This window comes from Saprospiraceae bacterium (assembly GCA_016716185.1).
In the GTDB taxonomy this organism is placed as follows: Bacteria; Bacteroidota; Bacteroidia; order Chitinophagales; family Saprospiraceae; genus Vicinibacter.
Map to the genome: position 1 here is coordinate 2,427,731 of JADJWV010000002.1, position 20,906 is coordinate 2,448,636.

General features: G+C 40.4%; 16 protein-coding genes. 3 read left to right on the forward strand and 13 right to left on the reverse strand.

Features of this window, described 5'->3' with window-relative positions:
* Window positions 1-7: 7 nt before the first annotated feature.
* The 3 genes from IPM34_11275 to IPM34_11285 form a co-directional block, all read right to left on the reverse strand.
* Window positions 8-628 carry a hypothetical protein gene (locus IPM34_11275; protein ID MBK8956120.1) on the reverse strand — a complete coding sequence of 207 codons (621 nt, stop codon included), beginning with the start codon at window positions 626-628 and terminating at the stop codon, window positions 8-10.
* Window positions 629-972: 344 nt separating this feature from the next.
* Window positions 973-2,700: a T9SS type A sorting domain-containing protein gene (locus IPM34_11280; protein MBK8956121.1), complete on the reverse strand. Its 1,728-nt coding sequence runs from the start codon at window positions 2,698-2,700 to the stop codon at window positions 973-975.
* A gap of 346 nt (window positions 2,701-3,046) precedes the next feature.
* Window positions 3,047-3,628: a hypothetical protein gene (locus IPM34_11285; protein MBK8956122.1), complete on the reverse strand. Its 582-nt coding sequence runs from the start codon at window positions 3,626-3,628 to the stop codon at window positions 3,047-3,049.
* Between the two features lie 152 nt (window positions 3,629-3,780).
* On the opposite strand from IPM34_11285, the gene IPM34_11290 reads away from it, so the two are divergent.
* From IPM34_11290 to IPM34_11300, 3 genes are all read left to right on the forward strand, one after another.
* A complete protein-coding gene (locus IPM34_11290) occupies window positions 3,781-5,325 on the forward strand; it encodes an acyl-CoA carboxylase subunit beta (protein MBK8956123.1) in 1,545 nt (514 codons plus the stop codon).
* Window positions 5,326-5,523: 198 nt separating this feature from the next.
* Window positions 5,524-8,871 (forward strand): VCBS repeat-containing protein, encoded by a 3,348-nt coding sequence (locus tag IPM34_11295; GenBank protein ID MBK8956124.1) that lies wholly within the window; start codon window positions 5,524-5,526, stop codon window positions 8,869-8,871.
* A gap of 117 nt (window positions 8,872-8,988) precedes the next feature.
* Window positions 8,989-9,339 (forward strand): 4Fe-4S dicluster domain-containing protein, encoded by a 351-nt coding sequence (locus IPM34_11300; protein MBK8956125.1) that lies wholly within the window; start codon window positions 8,989-8,991, stop codon window positions 9,337-9,339.
* 53 nt (window positions 9,340-9,392) lie between these two features.
* Here IPM34_11300 and IPM34_11305 read toward each other — a convergent pair whose 3' ends face one another.
* From IPM34_11305 to IPM34_11350, 10 genes are all read right to left on the reverse strand, one after another.
* A complete protein-coding gene (locus IPM34_11305; protein ID MBK8956126.1) occupies window positions 9,393-13,427 on the reverse strand; it encodes a S8 family serine peptidase in 4,035 nt (1,344 codons plus the stop codon).
* A gap of 230 nt (window positions 13,428-13,657) precedes the next feature.
* Complete coding sequence (locus tag IPM34_11310; protein MBK8956127.1) at window positions 13,658-14,203, reverse strand: hypothetical protein; 546 nt, start codon at window positions 14,201-14,203, stop codon at window positions 13,658-13,660.
* On the reverse strand, window positions 14,200-14,856 hold the full coding sequence (locus IPM34_11315; protein ID MBK8956128.1) for a hypothetical protein: 657 nt from the start codon (window positions 14,854-14,856) through the stop codon (window positions 14,200-14,202). Before IPM34_11315 ends, IPM34_11310 begins: the two co-directional genes overlap by 4 nt.
* A gap of 1 nt (window position 14,857) precedes the next feature.
* Window positions 14,858-15,382, reverse strand: a complete 525-nt coding sequence (locus IPM34_11320) for an archaeosortase/exosortase family protein (GenBank protein ID MBK8956129.1) — start codon at window positions 15,380-15,382, stop codon at window positions 14,858-14,860.
* A 90-nt stretch (window positions 15,383-15,472) separates the two neighbouring features.
* Window positions 15,473-15,667 carry a hypothetical protein gene (locus tag IPM34_11325; GenBank protein MBK8956130.1) on the reverse strand — a complete coding sequence of 65 codons (195 nt, stop codon included), beginning with the start codon at window positions 15,665-15,667 and terminating at the stop codon, window positions 15,473-15,475.
* Window positions 15,668-16,591: 924 nt separating this feature from the next.
* Window positions 16,592-17,314, reverse strand: coding sequence for a hypothetical protein (locus IPM34_11330; protein MBK8956131.1), 723 nt, complete (start codon window positions 17,312-17,314; stop codon window positions 16,592-16,594).
* A 26-nt stretch (window positions 17,315-17,340) separates the two neighbouring features.
* Window positions 17,341-17,721, reverse strand: a complete 381-nt coding sequence (locus IPM34_11335) for a hypothetical protein (protein ID MBK8956132.1) — start codon at window positions 17,719-17,721, stop codon at window positions 17,341-17,343.
* A 1,098-nt stretch (window positions 17,722-18,819) separates the two neighbouring features.
* Window positions 18,820-19,473: a response regulator transcription factor gene (locus tag IPM34_11340; protein MBK8956133.1), complete on the reverse strand. Its 654-nt coding sequence runs from the start codon at window positions 19,471-19,473 to the stop codon at window positions 18,820-18,822.
* 2 nt (window positions 19,474-19,475) lie between these two features.
* Window positions 19,476-20,249: a hypothetical protein gene (locus tag IPM34_11345; GenBank protein MBK8956134.1), complete on the reverse strand. Its 774-nt coding sequence runs from the start codon at window positions 20,247-20,249 to the stop codon at window positions 19,476-19,478.
* The gene (locus IPM34_11350; protein MBK8956135.1) at window positions 20,213-20,890 is read right to left on the reverse strand and encodes a hypothetical protein; all 678 of its coding nucleotides are present in this window, start codon (window positions 20,888-20,890) and stop codon (window positions 20,213-20,215) included. Before IPM34_11350 ends, IPM34_11345 begins: the two co-directional genes overlap by 37 nt.
* Between the last annotated feature and the right edge of the window lie 16 nt (window positions 20,891-20,906).

Sequence of the window (20,906 nt, forward strand, 5' to 3'; positions counted from 1 at the left end):
TAATTTTCTATTTGATGAGGTTTTCGACAAAAACGAGCTGGATGGCCGGAGGAATTTGTTCGACGTGCACCACACGCGTTTTGAAATTCCCGGAATTCAGTTCTTTATTGTTGAGATCAAGGTTTAACATTCTGTTGTGGAAAGTCCTGAAGGAAGGATTTGGTCCTTCAGCGACCGCAGCAAAGGCGGTATGCTTCTGGAAAAAACTCAAATGCTCCTGTGTGACCAGTTCCGGATAAATGAGGTTGTTGAAAATCACCTCATCCAAAGTTTTCAAGGCAGCATCAGAGGGAATCACCACCAGATACTTGAGGATGTCCATCCTCATAAATGAATTCAGGTATTTGCCGTCGTTGAGGAATTCCCCGTAGAGTTCATAACCTGCCTGTGCTTTTACCGCACTCACCATTTGCTTGTAAGTGGATTCGAGCTCCTCTTTGGCTACGTAAGTGCTTGTCGAAGTTTGCTGACCGGATACGGGTTTGGTGGCAGTCTGGGAATTTTGAGAATTATTGGCCTTATTGCCACACGCACAAGACACAAAACATATGGTTGCCGTGAGCACCATAAGTGTCCATGAAGTAGGTAAATGCAGACAGCAGTCTGCTAATGTTGTGCGTCTTTTCATCCTAGGTTCGGTTTTGTATGTCAGAAATTGCCACCAGGAATTAGTCCATTCCTAAGACAATCAATAACTTACAATCTTATGCTTCGTCAGGGATGGCTTCTACATCCCTAATAATACCTTGCAAATATAAGTGCTGGTTTCAATTCGTTACTACAGCCCTGCAAAAAAATTATATTTTTTTTTTACTAAAATATATATTAGCTGTATTTCAATTGATTATAAATTATATAATTCCAAATGTGTTAAATTAATGTTTTGGATACAGAGGCTTAACGGCCATCATATATAAAAAAAAAGGCGGATGTAACCGCCTTTTTTTATTTGCTTTATATATTATAAGAATATTAATTTGATCGCTGTAAAATCAGGGTTTGACTTCCGCTTGGTGTCTCGACATGACAAAAATATACCCCGGCAAATTCCAGATCCCTGCTTTCAATTCCAAGCACATTTCTTCCCTGCTGACCAAAACCGTTGAGAATTTTTACCACTTTTCCGGTTTGGGTAACCAGGCTGACCCTGTACATCCCTCCCTGTGCCATATTAAAATGGATCTGAGACTGATCTCTGAACGGGTTAGGATAAGCCCCCAGATACAGGTCGAAATCCTCATCCGTCGAATTGTGATTTAATTCCTGACTTACTCTTTCAAGCTTATTATAGCTGTCGGTCAAATCGCGTTGGTCTTTTAAAGGTGGTGCGCAGCCCTCGTCGTACTCCAGTAATATATTGAATATACAGCAATTGCCTGGCAAGGGTGCATTCAATGGCGGGTTGAGCGCACCGTTGCCACAAAGGTCTTGTGCACAAACCCGAACTTTTGCTAAACGCGGACCAGAGGCAAGATTGATCACCGGATATACATTATTACCATAGGCCCCCTTTGGAGGATTGGTAAGAGAAAGTATGCGCTGGCTGTAGATGATACAGGTAATGTCGCAATCTGCATCACAGGCTTCTATCACTGTAGGCTCCAGTGTAAAATTTTGGAATGGGTAATTGGGATCCGGCCAACAAACTGAAAAATCTGCAGGAGCTATTAAAACAGGAGCCGTTACATCTTTCACGTAGATACTCACCACTTCGGGATTGGATACATTTCCACAGGCATCTGTCGTTGTAAACGTATAACAATACACGCCTTCCGGATTGTAGGGGCAGGTCACCATAGGTTCTCCGGGCAGATAGCTGATACATTCAAATCCGCCGTATTCAACCTGAAGATTGGCCAACAAGGTAGCATCGCTGGTACAATTGTCGCTTACATGCGAAGCATTCACCAAAGCCAGCAACTGCAATTCTGTAATCTCGCAATCCACGTTTGCATTTAAGGTAAAGTTATTGGGTAAATTGATGACCGGAGGAACATTTTCATTAACGGTGACATCGATATCCTGCTCCTTTTCATTCCCACAGGCATCTACGATGTGAAATGTCCAGCATTGAATCCCTTCCGGGCATTCCGGATCCGGTGGTGGATTCTGTCCGCAAGGGGTCACCCAACTATTGGCTACCAGATAATCCTTGCTGGTGCAATTATCTTTTACATGTGCTTTCTTCAGCAATAACTTCACATCCACAGCATCGATGACACAATCGTTTGTGACATTGATGGTCATGTCGCCAAATCCAACGAAACTTGGCATGGTTTCATCGACCGCATCAAAGAAATCAGACAATACGATGCTGCACAAAATATCATCCTCGCTGTTGGTAGGATCTCCAAAGTAAAAAAAGATCGCTTCGATATACACTTCGATGTCGTCATTTGAACACACACTTCCACCAGGCATCGTAATCTGCTCACTTGATGAAGGTGCCTGGCTTACACTGATCAGATCAAAACCAGGTCCGGGTGATGCCACCCATCGGCTCAATAAATCAGGGACCAAAACTTTACAATTGTTTGAATTGATAGACACAGTAACAGGAGTGTTGTTGATCTGATCCAGGGTATTGCCAAGTCCGGGATCGCATGGCGGCAATTGAGCATGTGCCCAATTGAGCATGAACATGAATATGAAAACCAATAGGATTTTGAGGTTCAGGTGTAGTTTTAAACGTTTTTCCATAAGAAACAAAATTTGAGTGATTTTAACTTTAGACCCTGTAAATTTAATGCGCCAGGCATTAAATTCAAAGCTGTAAGACTGCAAATTAAAGATTAATTTTTTTGATTATATAAATTCAACACTTCCAATTGCAAACCAAGATCAAAGGCAGCACGAATGAACTCGATAAATATTTATCTCTTTGCGATTCTGAAAATAAATTTTATTGAATATCTGTTATCCTGGCCTGAATGGACCATTCCTCCGGAAAACGAATTTCAGAACAGGTAAATGAGTATTACCTGTCTACTCCGGAATATCATTTCCAATCTTTATTTTTCGTTAAGGACTCAGCGTCCTCTGATACTTAATAAAATAAGGCTTCATCCAAACGGAAGACATGCAATTTGGATCCCGCCATACCAGCTATTTTAAAAGCAGAGGTCCTTTTTAAATCAGGCATCGAAACACTATCCCGGCTAAACCTGAGACTTTGTCCGGACATGGCAGTAAAAGCATAACCAGCGAATGGTTTTATGGGTTGAGGCGAAGCATGATGAATGAAAAATTTCATTTGATAGCCCAAATGCATTCCGGAATCATCAGTCAGCATCAACCTTACTCTTTCCGGCATTTTCATAAATCCGGCATCTGTAATTGCCAGTATTCTGTAACCCTGTTTACCTGAATTCGCAAACAAATGTTTGCCTTTCATGCGACCTACCAAAGCCGCAAATTTGCTCAGGTCCTTTTGCGAAGAAAGATAAGCCTCCAGCTCTTCGATCAGGTTGTAGGAAGCCTGCTGTTTCTCCAGATCTTCCTGCGATGGAGGCGGCAGGGTATCGGGCATTACGCGCTTCTCGGCAGGTTTTGAAGCGGTCTTTGCATCCTGAACCTGTTCCTTTTTCATTTTACATGAAATGGGCAGGAGAAATAGAACAGAAACCATGCACAAAATTTTATAACGCGTTTTAATCATCATGTTTTGATTCATTTGAACCGCAAAGTTAGCGCTGTAAATTGAATCTCCATTTTTTCATCGGCAGCCAACAAGGTTTTAATTCACACGATATCCTCCAATTTGCTTTCTACCTTTGCAGTATGCACAAAGACAAATTCAACAAACTTCAAAACATTAAAGATAAAGCATTGGAAGGCGGAGGATGCGCACGAATCGAATCACAGCACAACAAGAAAAAGCTGACGGCCAGAGAGCGCATCGAACTGCTTTGCGATCCGGGTAGTTTTGAAGAAATGGGCATGCTGGTTACGCATCGGACTTCTGATTTTGGAATGCAGGAACAACTATTTTACGGCGACGGTGTGGTGACCGGTTACGGCAGCATCGACGGCCGATTGGTCTATCTGTATGCACAGGACTTCACCGTATTTGGAGGCTCTTTATCGGAAACCCACGCCGAAAAAATTTGTAAAATCATGGACATGGCCTTGAGAAATGGTGCCCCAGTGATTGGCTTGAACGATTCCGGTGGCGCCCGGATCCAGGAAGGCGTCAGGTCTCTGGCTGGTTATGCCGATATATTCTACCGGAATGTCCGGGCCTCGGGTGTCATTCCGCAGATTTCAGCGATCATGGGACCCTGTGCCGGCGGCGCGGTTTATTCCCCCGCGATTACCGACTTTGTACTCATGGTTGAGCACAGCAGTTATATGTTTGTGACCGGACCCAATGTGGTCAAAACGGTGACTAATCAGACGGTGAGCGCCGAAGAACTTGGAGGTGCCCATACGCATGCCACCAAATCCGGGGTCACGCAGCTAACCGCAGAAAACGATAAAGACTGTCTGATGAAAATCAGAAAACTGCTTTCCTATCTGCCTCAAAATTGCGAAGAAACCTGTCCGGATCGACCCTACACTTTTGGAGATGAAAGGAGACCTGTTTTAGACGAGATCATACCGGAACAGGCGTCCCAGCCTTACGACATGAAATCCCTGATCGAGGAATGCATTGACGAAGACAGCTTTTTTGAAATCCAGGAAGATTTTGCAGAAAATATTGTCGTCGGCTTTGGCAGGCTAGCCGGTCGAAGTATTGGAATTGTTGGAAATCAACCCATGAACCTGGCGGGTTGTCTCGACGTCAATGCATCTAAAAAAGCCGCACGCTTTGTTCGATTTTGCGATTGTTTCAACATTCCTATTTTGGTTTTTGAAGATGTACCCGGATTTTTGCCAGGAACCGACCAGGAATGGAATGGTGTGATCACCAACGGTGCCAAATTGTTGTATGCATTTAGCGAAGCAACGGTGCCCAGAGTGACTGTCATCACCCGAAAAGCTTATGGCGGCGCCTACGATGTGATGAACAGTAAACACATTGGTGCCGATTTCAATTTTGCCTGGCCCACGGCTGAGATTGCCGTAATGGGTGCTAAAGGTGCCAGTGAGATCATTTTTAAAAAAGAAATTGAATCCGCCGAGGATCCTTCATCCGCTCAATTGACGAAAGAGCAGGAATATGCAGAGAAATTTGCAAATCCTTACCATGCAGCTGCACGCGGTTTTGTCGACGATGTCATCCTTCCATCTGAAACCCGAATCAAACTGATCAAAGCTTTTGCCAGCCTTGAAACAAAAGTGGATAATCTTCCCAGAAAAAAACATGGCAACATTCCTCTCTGATAAACCATTGCCATATTGATCATCAATCAGGGTCCTCTTGAATTTTTAGCGTTCTGCCTAATGAGACGCAAACATCAGGAAGCGACCTGCATTGCCAAAACCACATATAGTTTTACCTGAAAATTCATTTCTAACTATCTTTGCCGCTTGCTGCATAATGCAGGCATACATCTATTTATATTTCATATTATGGTGCACTTGAATACGTTATTTTCTTTCGCCGGAACAGCTTTTAAAGTTCATTTCAAAACGGGTATTTCAATTTTACTGGTTTTTTCCGTTCTGTTATTTTCCTGTTCGAAAGATGCTCAGAAATCTTCCGGGTCTTCCCCGATGAAATTCGAAAAACTAACGAGCGTTCATACGGGTATTAAATTTAATAACGAGCTCAAAGAAACAGAAGAAGAAAATGTTTTGATCTACGATGGCTTTTATACCGGTGCCGGTGTAGCCATACTCGATATCAACAACGATGGACTTCAGGATGTATTTTTTGTTTCCAATCAAAATGCAGACAAACTTTATTTGAATAAAGGTCAATTTAAATTTGAAGATATTTCATCCCCGGCAGGTATTGAAGGTGGAAATGAATGGGGCGGCGGAGTGGCCATTGCAGATGTCAACAGCGATGGGTATGACGACATCTATGTTTGTTGTCACATGTACCTCGATCCGGACCGAAGAAGAAATAAATTGTACATCAACAATCAAAACAATACTTTTTCAGAACGCGCAAAAGAATATGGACTGGACGATCCTGGTTTTTCCATACACGCTGCTTTTTTTGATTACGACCTCGATGGCGATCTCGACCTTTATGTCGTAAACCAGCCTCCCAATCACAATGAAACCAGAAATCCAATCATGAGCAGAGGCATTCCTGATTTCCAGTATTCAGATCACTTGTATCGCAATGAAGGGCAAGGAAAATTTACGAACGTTACCGAATCTGCCGGTGTGCAAAATTTTGCTTTCGGATTGAGTGCAACGGTTGGCGATTTTTTCAATGATGGCTATCCGGATATCTACATTGCAAACGATTATGACTACGGTGATTTTTTATATGTAAACAATGGCAACGGAACTTTTAAAAATGTTTCGACACTTGCGTTGAAACACATCAGCAATTTCAGTATGGGTGCTGATGCCGCAGACATCAACAACGATGGCTGGCTCGATATTTTTGTAGCCGACATGACCCCGGAAGATCATTATCGCAACAAGACCAACATGGCCGCTATGAGTCCTGAAACATTTTGGAAGTTTGCAAATTCGGGACATAATTTTCAATACATGTTCAACACGCTTCAACTAAATCAAGGCAACGGTTTGTTCAGTGAGATCGGCTTAATGGCAGGTGTTGGAAAAACCGATTGGTCCTGGAGTGCATTTTTCACTGATTTTGATCTCGATGGATACAAAGACTTGTATGTTACAAATGGAATTCTGCGTGACATCAGAAACAGGGATTTCACGAGTTATGCTTTTGAAGCATTTGAAGATAAGTCCATACCCAGATTAGAAATTATTCAAAAAGGTCCGTCGATGCCCCTGAGCAATTACATGTATCACAACGACGGAAGTTTACACTTCGACAATGTTTCGGCAAAATGGGGACTCGAAGATAAATCCTTTTCACAAGGGTCGGCGTACGCCGATCTCGACAACGACGGCGATGTCGACCTCGTTGTCAACAATACTAACCAGGAAGCATTTGTCTATAAAAATCTTGCTGCAGATCAGAACAACGGAAATTATTTGCGCCTGCAACTCATTGGCGAACAAAAAAATCCGAGGTCCTTTGGAGCCAGAGTTCAATTGATTTACGACAACAACAAAATTCAACTTGCCGAATTATACAATACCAGAGGATACATGTCCTGTTCCGAACCTTTTCTCACATTTGGATTAGCTGAGGCCGATGAAATTGATTCTGTAATTGTACGTTGGCCCGGAGGAAAAACTACAACGCTCCAAAAAGTAAAAGCAAATAAAACACTACAATTAAAAGAGTCAGAGGCCACTTTGAAATTAACAGAGCAATTGATGCAACGCGTTCCTTTTATCCTCACCGAAGAAGTAAGCGAAAAGTGTTTTGACAAGATTGCGCATCGCGAAAATGAATACGACGATTACAAAAGAGAAGTCTTGATTCCTTACAAACAATCTACTTTAGGCCCTGCGCTTGAAACCGGCGATTTAAATCAGGATGGGTTGGATGATATATTCCTGAGTAATTCTTCTGGAACAACCTGTCAACTTTTATTGCAAACCGGAGGAGATAAATTTGTGCTCTCCGTTTCGCAACCCTGGGCTAAATATGGAGCGCAGGAAGTTACGGATGTAACTTTTTTCGATGCTGATAACGATGGCGACATCGATATTTACACCGTTAGCGGAAGCAATGAATTTCCGGAAGGTTCTCCATTGTATGCAGACCACCTCTATTTGAATGATGGCAATGCGAATTTTACGGATGCCACACAAAATTTACCTAAACTATTATTCAGCAAAAGTTGTGCAGAAGTTGCTGACATCGATGGGGATGGAGACCTGGATATTTTTCTGGGAGGACGTCTGGTTCCGGGAAAGTATGGACTTTCTGAAAGGAGCGCTATTCTTATCAACGACAAAGCTGTGTTTACAGACAGGACACAGCAGTGGTGCAGTAAGATGCTGGAACGGTTTGAATGTGTTACCAGTGCGTGTTTTACAGACATTGATCAGGATCTCGATGCAGATCTTGTTGTAGTCGGCGAGTGGAGCACTGTGCGCATATTTAAAAATGAATTAAACAAATATACCGAAGCCACAAATGAATTAAAAACAGACAGTTTATTTGGCTGGTGGAACATTGTAATTCCTGTTGATCTCAACAACGATGGTAAAACTGATCTGGTGTTGGGAAATCTGGGCTTAAACTCCAAGTTTAAAGCGAGTAAGGAAAAACCATTTTATTTGTACATCAATGACTTTGATAAAAACGGGACCTGGGATACTTATCTTGCATCGAAAAGCAAGGAAGGAAAATTATATCCCGTCAGAGGACGTCAGTGCTCTTCTGAGCAAATGCCGTTTATTCTCGATAAATTTAAAAACTACGACCAGTTTGCCAAAGCTTCCATCGAAGAAATATTGGAAGGCAAAATGGATGGAGCCACTAAAAAAATGGCGACCGAATTTAAAAGTATAATATTATACAATCATGGCAGTGAAGGTTTCAAAGCCTCCCCTTTGCCTGTGGAAGCCCAGCTCTCCACTCTGCAAAGTATGGCTTTTTACGATTTCAATCAAGATGGTATTTCTGATATTCTGGTTGCGGGTAATTATTACAACCGGGAAGTGGAAACAGCAAGAAATGATGCCAATGTCGGGCAAATTCTCTTAAATACTCCGCAAGGTAATTTCGTTCCGGTATCGAATGCCATGTCCGGCCTGAAATTGCAGCACGATTTGAGAGAAATGAGAATTGTAAGAGGAAAAAACAAATATTTTATTGTTGCTGCGAACAACCACAATTTACTTCAGGCTTTTCTGATCCGGTGACCCCACAATTTAAATGTATGGAATTAAACATTAAACAACAAGCCTTGTTATCTTATTTAAATTTGGAACTTTATTTTTAGTTTTATTAGCTTATATTTTTTTGAACAGAATTTTAAAATGGCTATCATAATTACAGAAGAGTGCATCAATTGCGGAGCTTGCGAACCCGAATGCCCTAACAATGCAATATACGAAGGCGGTATTGAGTGGGCGATGTCTGATGGCACAAAATTGAAAGGCAACTATACTCTGGAAGACGGCACTTTGGTCGATGCAGACAAAAAACTCAAACCGGTCAGCAACGAATACTACTACATCGTTCCGGATAAATGCACCGAATGTAAAGGCTTTCATGAAGAACCTCAATGCGCTGCCGTTTGTCCGGTGGATTGTTGCGTACCGGATCCCGACAGAAAAGAAAGTGAAGCCAAACTTTTAGCCAGACAAAATAAATTACATCTTGAGTGATGCCCTGCTCAAATCCTATCCCAAGAAAGTAGTTCCCTTACTTCTTTATTACTTTACAATTTCTGAAAATATTTTCTAACCGTGCCTTCGCTTCCCGTAATGGCAATCTGATAATTTCCCGGAATCCAACCCCTGGTTGATATATGAGCTTCATACGAACGAACGTTTGTTAGTTCATTCAGCATTTTTCCATTCATATCAAAAATACAGATGTTTTCAATCATTTTTGCAGAAGTAATATTCAATACGTCTTCCACAGGATTTGGAAAAACTTTAATAAAACTCAGTGTCGCCGGATCATTTGTAGCAGTGAGCGTGAGGTCGACTTCAACCGTGCGGTTGTAAGTTCCACAAGGATTTACGACTGTTAGTTTGACGCGATATACTTTTGCAGAATCGTATTCATGCACAGGATCTTTTTCAGTAGATGTTTGTCCGTCGCCAAAGGTCCATAAATAAGTCTCGCCGTTGATGGAATTGTTTTTGAACTGCACGGTGCGTCCCGATACAATCGACCAACTATAGCTGATGGTAACGGTATTTGCAAGAGCCAGTTTTTTGATTACAATCGCATCAGTCGATTGATCAGACTTTACATGCAAGACAATTCGTTTATCACCTTGCAGGGTATATCGCGTGCTGTGCGGACCTGGGCCATCGAATAACTTCGGACTTGCACCGGTTCCCGCATCCACATAATATCTTGGGTTCTGTGCATCTGATGCAGCAGCAATACTAACTTGTTTGGTATAACAGCCCGGATTCGGATTGATCGTAAAATCAGCCATAGCCGTTTCAGGATATTTCTCCCGAATTTCCACCCGATCCAAAACCGTTCGATTATTATGTCCACGCAGGATCTGAAATTCAACCACGACTTTCTTTCCTTTAAATTCTGAAAGATCATAAGCCAGCCAATACCAGGATGAATCCACAGGTGTCCAGTTCATCGTTGGAGATGCTGCAACGGTCTTTAATTCAAGTGAACGCCCGGCTAAAAGTTCTTTTTCCGCATGTGTTGAACCACAAACTTCTTTGACGACAATTCTGAAGCTGTCCTGATAAATACTGGTAGAAAAAGAATGGTGTGCAAAATCCAGATACAGATAAGGCTCCTGAGCACTGCTCAGGTCTGCTATTTTTGAAGTGATGGTGATGGGTTGATTTCTTAGTACCTGATTGTTGTTGTCAAAAAGCAAGGCATTGTCTAATATCCCTCTCCTGTTTTGCACGCGAACGGTATTCCAGGTTGAATTGTCAATTGGATTTGTCAGCAGCCAATTGGTTGGAAAAGTCGAAGCATCAAACTCTTCAATCATGGGATAGGTACCTGTAATTTCAGGGAGTTGCACTAAATTGACAGAAAAAATCAAGGTGTCGTTATATGGGTTTTGATCTGTGGTTTGTTCGACCCAGGCTTTGATTTGCTTTTGCTGAGTTCCTTTTACAAGAATTCCTTTTTCAAATTTTATGGATATCGTATCATACGGCTCAATGCGAATGTTATACGTTTCGGAAACCAAACCATTGTCGGATTCTGCCGTAATTGTAAATTCATCAATTGGTGTTATGCTTCTGTTGATGACGTTAAAATCAGGAGTGGCATAAGCTTCATCGCAGGAATAATAATTTTGAAGGTTTGCCGCTGAAATTTGCAAACCAATATCGGTTTGGATATTACATCCAATAAGTGTATCCGGACTTGCGATTGCCAATTCCCTTCTACTCAATGCATTTCCCTGATAACCAGAAATGCTCAACCATTTTTTAATTCGGGGATCTTCATTGGGAAGCAATATGTTGGTTTCTGAAGTGGTCGCAGCGGCTTCCATGTATTTATTACCTAACTGATAGACTAAAAAACTATCTTTAGACGAGCGGTTCCAACTCAATTCCATTTCGCCCGGGCAATATTTGGTAAAATTAAAACCCAGGACTCCATTGGTGATGGTGAAGAAATCGCTTTGATCGCTTTGATTCCCTTGTTGAATTCGGATCAGACATGAATCGGAAGACAGGTTGTTGGGTATGACAAAAGTTGCTAATCTCGATCCTGCAATTCTTTTGCCAATGTTCAACCAATCAGCACCTGCATTTGTCGATAGAAAAATATTTATACTGTCATTGCCATAAGCCGTAAAATGTATTTGACTGGACTCCGTGATACTAAACTGTTCTCCTCCTACCGGATAAGTTAAGCGCAGGAATTGATCTTCGATTTCGTATAAAATGAATAAGTCGACATCAGAAGAAGGAACAAATTTTCCATTGATCTTTAAGGTATATTCACCAGCCATTGGCTCGACGATGGATACCTGTTCAAAATTATTAAGCGTGTCTGTTCCTTTGCCGGCTCCGGCAGCAAGAGTTACCGGATTTGGTGACGGATCTAAAAGCCAGGGTTTTAATTGCGTTCCACCGGGATCCGTTACCACAAAATCGATGTCGTTGATCAATGCTTTCTCTGCCATCAGAGAAGCTTCTTTTTCCGGCCAGTAAATCATAAATTTTGCAAGAGGGATGTTGGCTGGAACATTGAATTTAAATTCGAGATTTTGCCCGTGTTCAATTTTTATTTTCTGATATCTTTTAGCTTCAATCAGTTTGAAAGCTCTGTAAGCATTGATCACTCCGAATCCGAATTGATAATCCGGCCCGGGAGTTCCGATATCGGTCGCTGTATTCATTATCGCTGCTTTGATCAATGCCGCTTCGGGGTTTTGTCCTCCATTTAAATTTTTATATGCCTGATACAACAAAGCACAAACTCCGGCAACTCCCGGGGCGGCAGCAGAAGTGCCTCCAAAGACCTGGGTGCCGTGATCCGGTGCAGTTGAGAGTTGATTGGTTCCCCGAGCCGAGATCTCCGGTTTCAATCTGCGGTCGCGGGTAGGACCTCTGGATGAGCTGGATTCCAGAATGCCATCCAGTCTCAGATTGGCAACCGTCAGACAATTCTTCCCTATTTTATGTCCACCCGTCACATTGCCCCATTGATTTCCGGCACCGTAGCCGCAGTCCTGATTGTTTGAATTTCCTGCAGAGAAAACATGAATCAGTTCTCTGTTTTCATAGAGTTGTTTGTCGACGACCTGCGCTTCAATTGTGTAACCCACGTTACAGCCGTTGCTGTATGATGAGTTGGTAATCACGACTCCCTCTTTTTGGTGGTAGTCCAAAGTTTTATCTAAAAAATCGGGTTGATAATTAATTACAAATAATTCAGCTCCGGGGGCCATTCCTTCGACAAGGGGATCGTAATTACCGGCACCTGTCATCACCCCTGCAACGCCATCGCCGTGTGTGCCGATATCATTCAATACATCATTGGTCAGCCTTCCTTGAAAATCTATGTGCGGGCCTACCAATCCATCATCGCGAACCATGACTTTAACGCCACTACCGTCGAGAAATAAATTTTCTTTGCCATTGGCTGTGATCATATTTACCCGGTGCAGACTTATTCCTTCGCGGTCTTCCGGTACACCCGGCAAAGATTCACAATCGATGAATTTAACAAACACTTGTTCGGCCAACCAATTCAGTTGATTGCTTTCTACCCGGGCATAGGCGACATCTTCATTTAAATGAACTTTTCCCAATTGAATTCCCCTCTGTTTTAATAAATTGACTACAGATGAGTCCAGAGTGTTCTGAAAAAATTGAACGACTACTTTGGAAACAGAACCGATCTTCTGACAATCTTCACCACGAAGCAGACTCCCCGACAATTTTAATGAAGGAGAAAGCTTGTAACTTGCCAATAAACCTTCAGGAGTCAGGTTGGACCGGGAAATTCCAGAATTTATTCGGCACAAATAATTCATGTCGGGAATGTATTCGAGAATCTCTATTCCATTTTGCAATAATCCAGATTTATCAGCGGCAGATAAAACCCGGTCAAACGACAATAAGCGGTAATAATAACCCCGATGTAACTCTGACGTTGAATGTTCTTGGAATTCAGAAACATCTCTGGCAGCGAATTTTAGCCCATTATGCCAATGAATGGTTGGTGAATTTTGAGCAATCAACAAATCGACTTGAACAATAAAGCCCAGTATAAAAAGGAAGAATATTTTTTTCATAAGGAGTTTAAATAATCTACGAATATAACCATTTGGCAAAGAATGGAATCCACTTTAACATTTTGAAGGATAAGGAAAAGGCAACTTTAAGCAATTCAATAATTACACCGGCATGAACGAAAGCTAAATCGTTTAATAAGATTTGTTGGAACATCTGAAATTCAAGACCATTTATAGCTTGTTCATGCGGCTAAAACCAAAAAAACCTATGATCAAATCAACGGATTGCCTTACTTCCTATCCGGTTCATAATTTTCCTTTACAATGCTCATCAAGCGCAAACAAGGATAATCCAATAAATCCATTAAATGATTGTTGGGCACTACCATGCGGTAGAAATGGTCCCTGCTGAATAGAATTTTACCGTATTGGATTAATTCAAGCGAATCGACCGGTGCAAGGGTTTGAATAAGCACCATCGCATGCCCGACTGTATTATCGAGATTTCTAAGTTGGTCCAACTGCATACCCGAACCTATTTTCTCTTTGGATTCAAAGGGAGTCAAAGCATTTAAAGGAGTTTTGTCCAACGATTTTTCCACCCATTTTTGATTCCAGCACCCCAGGTATTGGTTTTCCAGTACAAATTCCAGGATGCGCAATCCCTGCTTCTGGAGCAAACTGATGTCTTCCTGAGTGAGCAGTCTTTTCGCATCGACTCTTCCATATATGAGTGCTGAACAATCCTCAGATTTAATCTGATCCCAGGAAATAGCTTTTCGCGAGCAGCTGGTAAGCCACATCAAACTAAAGCTGATCAAAATCAAGCGCATCATTGTTTAATATTTTTGAAAAATGAATCGACCAATTGGACAAATTGACTATTGCGGAAGCCAAAAACCAACCACAGTATAAAACCCAACATTACGCTGAATCCCAGAGTCAGCATGGAAATGAAACGCAACAAATTTGCCATGTCTTGATCCTCCAGTTTATATAAACCGATCTGCGACATATTGATATTGTAGAGAATCAACATATCGGTTTTCAAAAGTATCAACATAAACATGATACTTAATGAAGTGAGCAGAAATTTGAGCTTCGGTTTCCACAACATCGGGCTTGCGAGAAATAAAGAAAGTATAAAAACCAAAGGCACCGTAAACAATTGAAAAATATACAACTGAATCGAGTATGTCGATATTTTATATTCCATTAACTGGTTCCTTTTCGCATAATCATGTTCTGCCTGAATGATTTCAGGATTTCCATAAGTCAGATAAAACACATTCGGGTCTGCTTTTCCCGATGCATCTTTGTAATCCTGAGTATCGATATATGCATTCGGAAAACTGGCTTTAACGAAAACTTTAACAACCGATCTTACGGATTGCTGGATGCCATTCTGAATGAATGGTATATTGAGCAGAAGCATCACCGCGGCATAAGTCAGGATAAATAGTAAAACAAACCGGAGGATCTCTTTCATGTTATTTTCCGATGTATTTTTTGACCCTGGCAATCCACAACAACCACATAAAAATAGCAATCAGTGTAAAAATAATAACGCCTCCATGGAGGTGAAGGAATTCAAAACCACTTTTCCAATGTACACCAGCCACGTAAAGTCCTGCTATTCTGAAGAGGTTTAGTATGGATAAAACCAGTACTCCAACTCCCAAGCCTCTTAATTTATGTTTCCAGGCTACAAAAGGAAAGGTGATGATTGCGCAGATGTACAATGCAGTTGCTTCAATTCCATCGCAACCGTTTTTGATGCTCACTCTGAACTCTTCCCCGATGATATTGTCCTCAAGTGTTTCGGTTTTGAATTGCATCCAGTTGAGGAGAATATTCGAAAGATAGGCTTGTTTATTGAGCAAGGGTCCCATGAGGTAATTTTCATACCATGGAGAGTAATAAAAGATATAAAAGAGGGTCATCAGGAAGATAAACCCAGCCAGAAACCTAAAAATAGGAGATTTGGAGTTCCACCAGATCTTAAGTGCAGACATTGTAATATTTTACTAAAGTCCAAACACTCCAAAGGTCTTTTCCGGAAAATTTCAATTCCGGATGAATTCCAACAGAGTCTTTGGAATGAATTATTGTTTATTGAACAGCATGAGCACGTGTATAAAGTAAGCCAAAATAGGTACCGTAACAATCATACAAACGATATCCGCTGTTGTATATTCTCCCCAGATCAGATAAATCAAGATCCAGCCTACGACAGCCAACACACAAGCGATCAGAAAGGCTTTGTCAAAAACAACACGGTCAAATGGAAAATGCATCATAGATCCGGTAAAATAGTGCGCAAAGTTAATAGGAATCCAGGGAATTTTTGACGTTTCGAGGTTTCGACGTTTCGTCCCGATAAAATATATAGAATTATTTCTTTACTAAAATATTATGTCATTTTATCGGGATTTCGAGGTTTCGACTTTTCGACGTTTCGACGTTTCGAGGTTTCGAGGTTTCGTCCCGATAAAATATAGAGAATTATTTCTTTACTAAAATATTATGTCATTTTATCGGGATTTCGAGGTTTCGACTTTTTGACTTTTTGACTTTTTTGTCTTTTTGTCTTTTTGTCTTTTTGTCTTTTTGTCTTTTTGAATTTTTAATTATAAATTAAATATAAAAATCTGCGTAAATCTGCGAAATCCCCGCCTGACCGAATAAGTTTTTAATTATTATAAAACAAATATCAGTCGGGCAGGTGCGGGAAAAATGGAAGAGATTTTTCGAAGCTTGGACGTTTCGACTTTTTGACTTTTTGACTTTTTGACTTTTTGACTTTTTGACTTTTTGACTTTTTGACTTTTTGACTTTTTGCCTTTTTAATGATAAATTAAATATAAAGATCTGCGGAAATCTGCGTAATCCCCGCCCGAACGACTTAAATTTTACAAATAATGAACTAATCATTTCAGTCGGGCAAGTGCGGGAAATAAATGAAGGAGGTTTTTCGACTTTTCGAAATTTTGTCCCGATAAAATAAAGCCAACTGTTTCTTTTTTGAAGTATTATACCATTTTATCAGGATTTCGTCCCGATAAAATAAGGTTAACTATTTCATTTCTAATGAATCATGCCATTTTATTGGGATTTCGTCCTTGGTTTTTTTGCTTTTTACTACAGGACCATAAAAAGTCATAGCATAAAACAAAAAAGGGCGATGAAAATCACCGCCCTTCTATAATAGATTGATTTAACAATTATTCTTTAACAGAAGCTCTCTGTGCAAAATTGTAAATAGCAACAGAAGCGAAAGTCAGAATGATCAGTCCGAAAATAAACAGACCCCACTGAGTCATGGTTGGAACCGGAGTACCACCAACTGTAAGTAACTTTTTACACTCAGCACCTAAACAGCCTACAGCTGCTGGATCACCAGAATCATTAAAGATACTGAGATCGTAAGTATTTCGTGCTCCGTTATTATTGGCCAGGAATACAGTGAAAGCTGAACATGCTGGAATTTCAAGTTTATAGCTAACATTGGTACCCATACAAATTCCACCAGGAGAACCCATGTTAATCGGAGGCGCATAACAAGGTGCACCAGCAGGAGTCCACAACAAAATTGGTCCTGTTCCTGTGTATGCAAAAGAAATATTACAGAACATAGCAGTTTGAGCTGTCCAATTGATAGTAACACACTGTGGCTCTAGCAAAGTATTTTTGAACTGGTAAGTTTCCCAGTAAGGAGCAAAGTACCCTGGATTTTGGCAAGCTCCTGTAGGGCATGCCGATCCACCGGCTGTAAGAGGAACCCCAGTTTGGCCTGTAAACATACCAGTTTTAAAAGTGTCGCAGGTATAAGCTGCCGGTTTCATAGCATTCATGCTGGTTCGGATGGGAAAAATAGATCCACCACCACCCGCTGCGAAAACCGCACTGACTGAAAACAATAAAAATAATATAAATAAATTTTTCATGATTCTTATTTTAAAAATTTAATGAATTAAATGCGTCCTTCGTAAACTGCTCTTAAGTAGTAATTGATGTCATTTACACTAACAGCTTTAGCATGGGATTTTGGAACCATTTGCTGATTAGCAACATCAATGTAGATGATCAACTTTTGATTTGGAATATCAAATAAAAATGTGATTCCTCTTCCTGCTGATTTCTCAATGTACTTAGTGAAATAGCTGTTCGCTTCCTGATAGCTTCCAAAATTAAATCTGGAAATGTTTGCTACATATTCGGAAGCAACATCCTGTAAGGTTGCATCCAAAATAATAAGACCGTCCGGTGTAACCGTAGCCGACCTTTGAGCACTGGCTGTACTGACTGTAAAAATCATACATACAAATGCCATTAATTTAAGTAAATTATTCATGGTATTGGTTTAAATATTATGAAAAAAAGGTTTAAAGATAATCTAACCAATACAATCCGGAAGGACAATAAAGCAACCTTTGTGCTGATATGCATCACTCACAGGATTGATTGGATCAAAAAACAACCTAATGCTTTTACCAAGTCAAACCCTGCCAGCATGATCGATGAATGAGTCTTGGTTTAGCGTGGGCATACGATGCCCTTAGGCTGGTACAAAATTAGAAAGAATATGTTTTTGGTACCCCCTCGAAAAGGGTATTTTTTATATTATGTATTTATGTAATGCGTAAGATGTGTCCGGTAACCTAGTTTGAACTCTCTGAGTTCAGGGGTTCACGATTTTATTCAGACCGGAATTGATTTTGTTTCCGTTAACCTAGTTTGAACTCTCTGAGTTCAGGGGTTCACGATATATATTCAGACCGGAATTGATTTTGTTTCCGTTAACCTAGTTTGAACTCTCTGAGTTCAGGGGTTCACGATATATATTCAGACCGGATTTGATTTTGTGTCCGTTAACCTAGTTTGAACTCTCTGAGTTCAGGGGTTTATGATTTTATAGAGACCGAAATTGATGGAAATTGATTCTGTTTGATTTCGTGTTTGCCTTCAGTAATTATTCGAACTCCAAGAAAGCCCAAAGCTGTTATGGGGAAAGGTAATGTTTTTGTGGTTTTACTTAGAAGTAATGTAAATGAAGATCAATCATAGAGCGCTTTCGATAAATTAGCTCTTTTTCTTTAATATACTTTTTTAAAATTGTATTGCGGAATAAGATTATAAAAAAAGTCAGCAGAACGTGGGGAGTTCAGCTGACTCGAAAACTCGATTTAATGGATTTTGTTGGGGTTACTCGGGGTTGAGCTTGGAATAACAGGTAGTCCCCAAAAAATCCATAATTTTTCAGGCTCTGTAATTTTTAAGTTTGCAGTTTGTGGCTAACGCTGCAGATCAGGTATTCAATTTTTGTTAAAACCGAGAACTTCAGCCTCGCCCATTTTTTTATTCGTAATTAGTCACAAACCTACCATACCCGGCTAGCTGGAAATAGGGTGTTTTTCCTGTTTTTGAAGGGGAAAAATCCTTGTTTTGAAAATCAGGGCTGAAATAGTCCGTGTTTGATCGCGTGCAGAACCAGTCCGATCCTTGTTTTTACTTTGAGTTTGTGAAACAGATCATCTCTATACCCATCGATAGTTTTTGGGCTTAAGTGCATGATATCTGCTATTTGCTTGTAATTCAGTTCTGTACAACACAATATTAAAAATTCGATCTCCCGTTCTTTTAAAGCCAGATTGGAAGCCTGTGTACTGGGTTTCCCTTCGTTTTTAAAGGAATCGATCATGATTTTCGCGACATAGTCTGAATAATAAAATCCCCGGGAAATGACGGATTCAATGGCAGTGTAAAGCTCTTCATCTTCAGCATCTTTAAGAACGTAGCCCTTGGCTCCATTTTTAAACATTTTGATCACAGATATTTCATCGTCGTTCATGGTCAGGCAAAGTATCTTGATCTCCGGGTAAGTATTTTGAAGCCAGGCTGCGGTTTCCCACCCATTCATGATCGGCATATTGATATCCAGCAAAACTACATCTGGAATTGGCGCTGTCACCGGGAGTTTCTCTGTCAATTCTTTGCCGTGACGGCAAGACAGAACCACTTCAAATTTAGGATTGACATTCAAAAGATTGGCTATAGCCTGCACCATCATGGTATGGTCATCGACTATTGCTATTTTCACAGACATACTTATACTTTGGCCGGACAGGAAATTCTATAGGAGGTTCCCCGATCTGGGCTTGAAGTTAATTCGATATTTCCATTTATAAGCTGGATTCTTCCAACAATGTGTTTTAAACCCAATCCAGATTCATGGCTTGATTGTGATGTATCAAATCCTTTTCCGTTGTCTCCAACCTCAATCTTTAACAAATCCGGCAGGTAATGGACGTGAATCCACATGCTGCTGCATTGTGCATGTTTTAAGGTATTGGTTATCACCTCCTGAATTACTCTGTAGAGTATGGTCTTGCGTTGCAGGTCGATTTCAAATGGTTTGCCCGATTCGGTAAGCGTCATTTCAAGAAAATCCAATTGATTGATCCGGTCGCGGTCCTTGGCCAGCAGCTCCATCAGCGAAAACTTATTCAAAGCCTCCGGGTCTAATGATTTGGACAGACGCCTTATTTCTTCCAGCGCTTTTGAAATCACTTCAAACAAATTGGGCAGATGTGGATCTTGTATTTTTTTTAGCAACGACTGCGTTTGGATCTTCGCAATGGTCACCAATTGACCAATGTTATCGTGGAGTTCGAATCCGATCTGTTTCAGAGTTTCTTCCTGAATTTCCAATTCAGCTTTCTTTAATTCAAGCTGATATTTGTTCTTCATTTCTTCCTTTTCGCGAATGAACTTGTTTTTATTCCTCAGGTAATAAATCAGGAAGCCCAATAATAATATGAAAAGGATGGCAACAACAAGACAACCTATGATGATACTGAATATAACTTCTCTTTCAAGCATAGCAATCCTAAAAATATACACAAATACATAAAGTACATGAGAAAAATAGTGACATTGCGTATGACGGTCAGCAGATCGAGATGATGTTCCAATAAATAATTGAACATAGCCATATAAGGAATATTGATCACATAGAATGATAGTAGTCCGGTACAAATCCAAAACATGACATCCTTTTTTAAATATATGATGCGATCGCTTTCGATCAACTGTTTCAAATACAAGTAAGCTGCCAGACACAAAACAAAAGATCCCAGAGTAAAACTATAAGTATGCAGAGACTTTAAAAAAGATTGGATAAAAATGATATTGCAGAAGTAAAATGCGATGAATACAAACAACGAATAACGAAGTATTTTTTTGTAAAAATTATTTTTTAATGTCTGGTAGATCAGTGCGATCCAAAATACAAGAATGAGGGCGGTTGTCAGATTGTAATACGGTATATTAAAAACAAGTTGGTTCTTTTTAAATACAACTTGTGTTAAAATTAAACCAAAAAAGTCGCTTATAAAAATAAAACCTAATACCCATGGCAGTTTTGCCAGAATAGTGTTTTTTAATGGCTTGATAAAGTAAACTGCTGCGATAAAACATATCGCTTCAGATGCAATGGCAACAAACTGCAGTGCACTTGCCATGGTCTATAATGTTTTC

Coding starts and splice junctions, on each gene's coding strand:
- IPM34_11315 (MBK8956128.1), bottom strand. CDS start 14,856: ATGAAAGAGATCCTCCGGTTTGTTTTACTATTTATCCTGACTTATGCC.
- IPM34_11335 (MBK8956132.1), bottom strand. CDS start 17,721: ATGAATAATTTACTTAAATTAATGGCATTTGTATGTATGATTTTTACA.
- IPM34_11275 (MBK8956120.1), bottom strand. CDS start 628: ATGAAAAGACGCACAACATTAGCAGACTGCTGTCTGCATTTACCTACT.
- IPM34_11345 (MBK8956134.1), bottom strand. CDS start 20,249: ATGCTTGAAAGAGAAGTTATATTCAGTATCATCATAGGTTGTCTTGTT.
- IPM34_11320 (MBK8956129.1), bottom strand. CDS start 15,382: ATGTCTGCACTTAAGATCTGGTGGAACTCCAAATCTCCTATTTTTAGG.
- IPM34_11290 (MBK8956123.1), top strand. CDS start 3,781: ATGCACAAAGACAAATTCAACAAACTTCAAAACATTAAAGATAAAGCA.
- IPM34_11340 (MBK8956133.1), bottom strand. CDS start 19,473: ATGTCTGTGAAAATAGCAATAGTCGATGACCATACCATGATGGTGCAG.
- IPM34_11310 (MBK8956127.1), bottom strand. CDS start 14,203: ATGATGCGCTTGATTTTGATCAGCTTTAGTTTGATGTGGCTTACCAGC.
- IPM34_11325 (MBK8956130.1), bottom strand. CDS start 15,667: ATGATGCATTTTCCATTTGACCGTGTTGTTTTTGACAAAGCCTTTCTG.
- IPM34_11280 (MBK8956121.1), bottom strand. CDS start 2,700: ATGGAAAAACGTTTAAAACTACACCTGAACCTCAAAATCCTATTGGTT.
- IPM34_11300 (MBK8956125.1), top strand. CDS start 8,989: ATGGCTATCATAATTACAGAAGAGTGCATCAATTGCGGAGCTTGCGAA.
- IPM34_11305 (MBK8956126.1), bottom strand. CDS start 13,427: ATGAAAAAAATATTCTTCCTTTTTATACTGGGCTTTATTGTTCAAGTC.
- IPM34_11285 (MBK8956122.1), bottom strand. CDS start 3,628: ATGGTTTCTGTTCTATTTCTCCTGCCCATTTCATGTAAAATGAAAAAG.
- IPM34_11330 (MBK8956131.1), bottom strand. CDS start 17,314: ATGAAAAATTTATTTATATTATTTTTATTGTTTTCAGTCAGTGCGGTT.
- IPM34_11350 (MBK8956135.1), bottom strand. CDS start 20,890: ATGGCAAGTGCACTGCAGTTTGTTGCCATTGCATCTGAAGCGATATGT.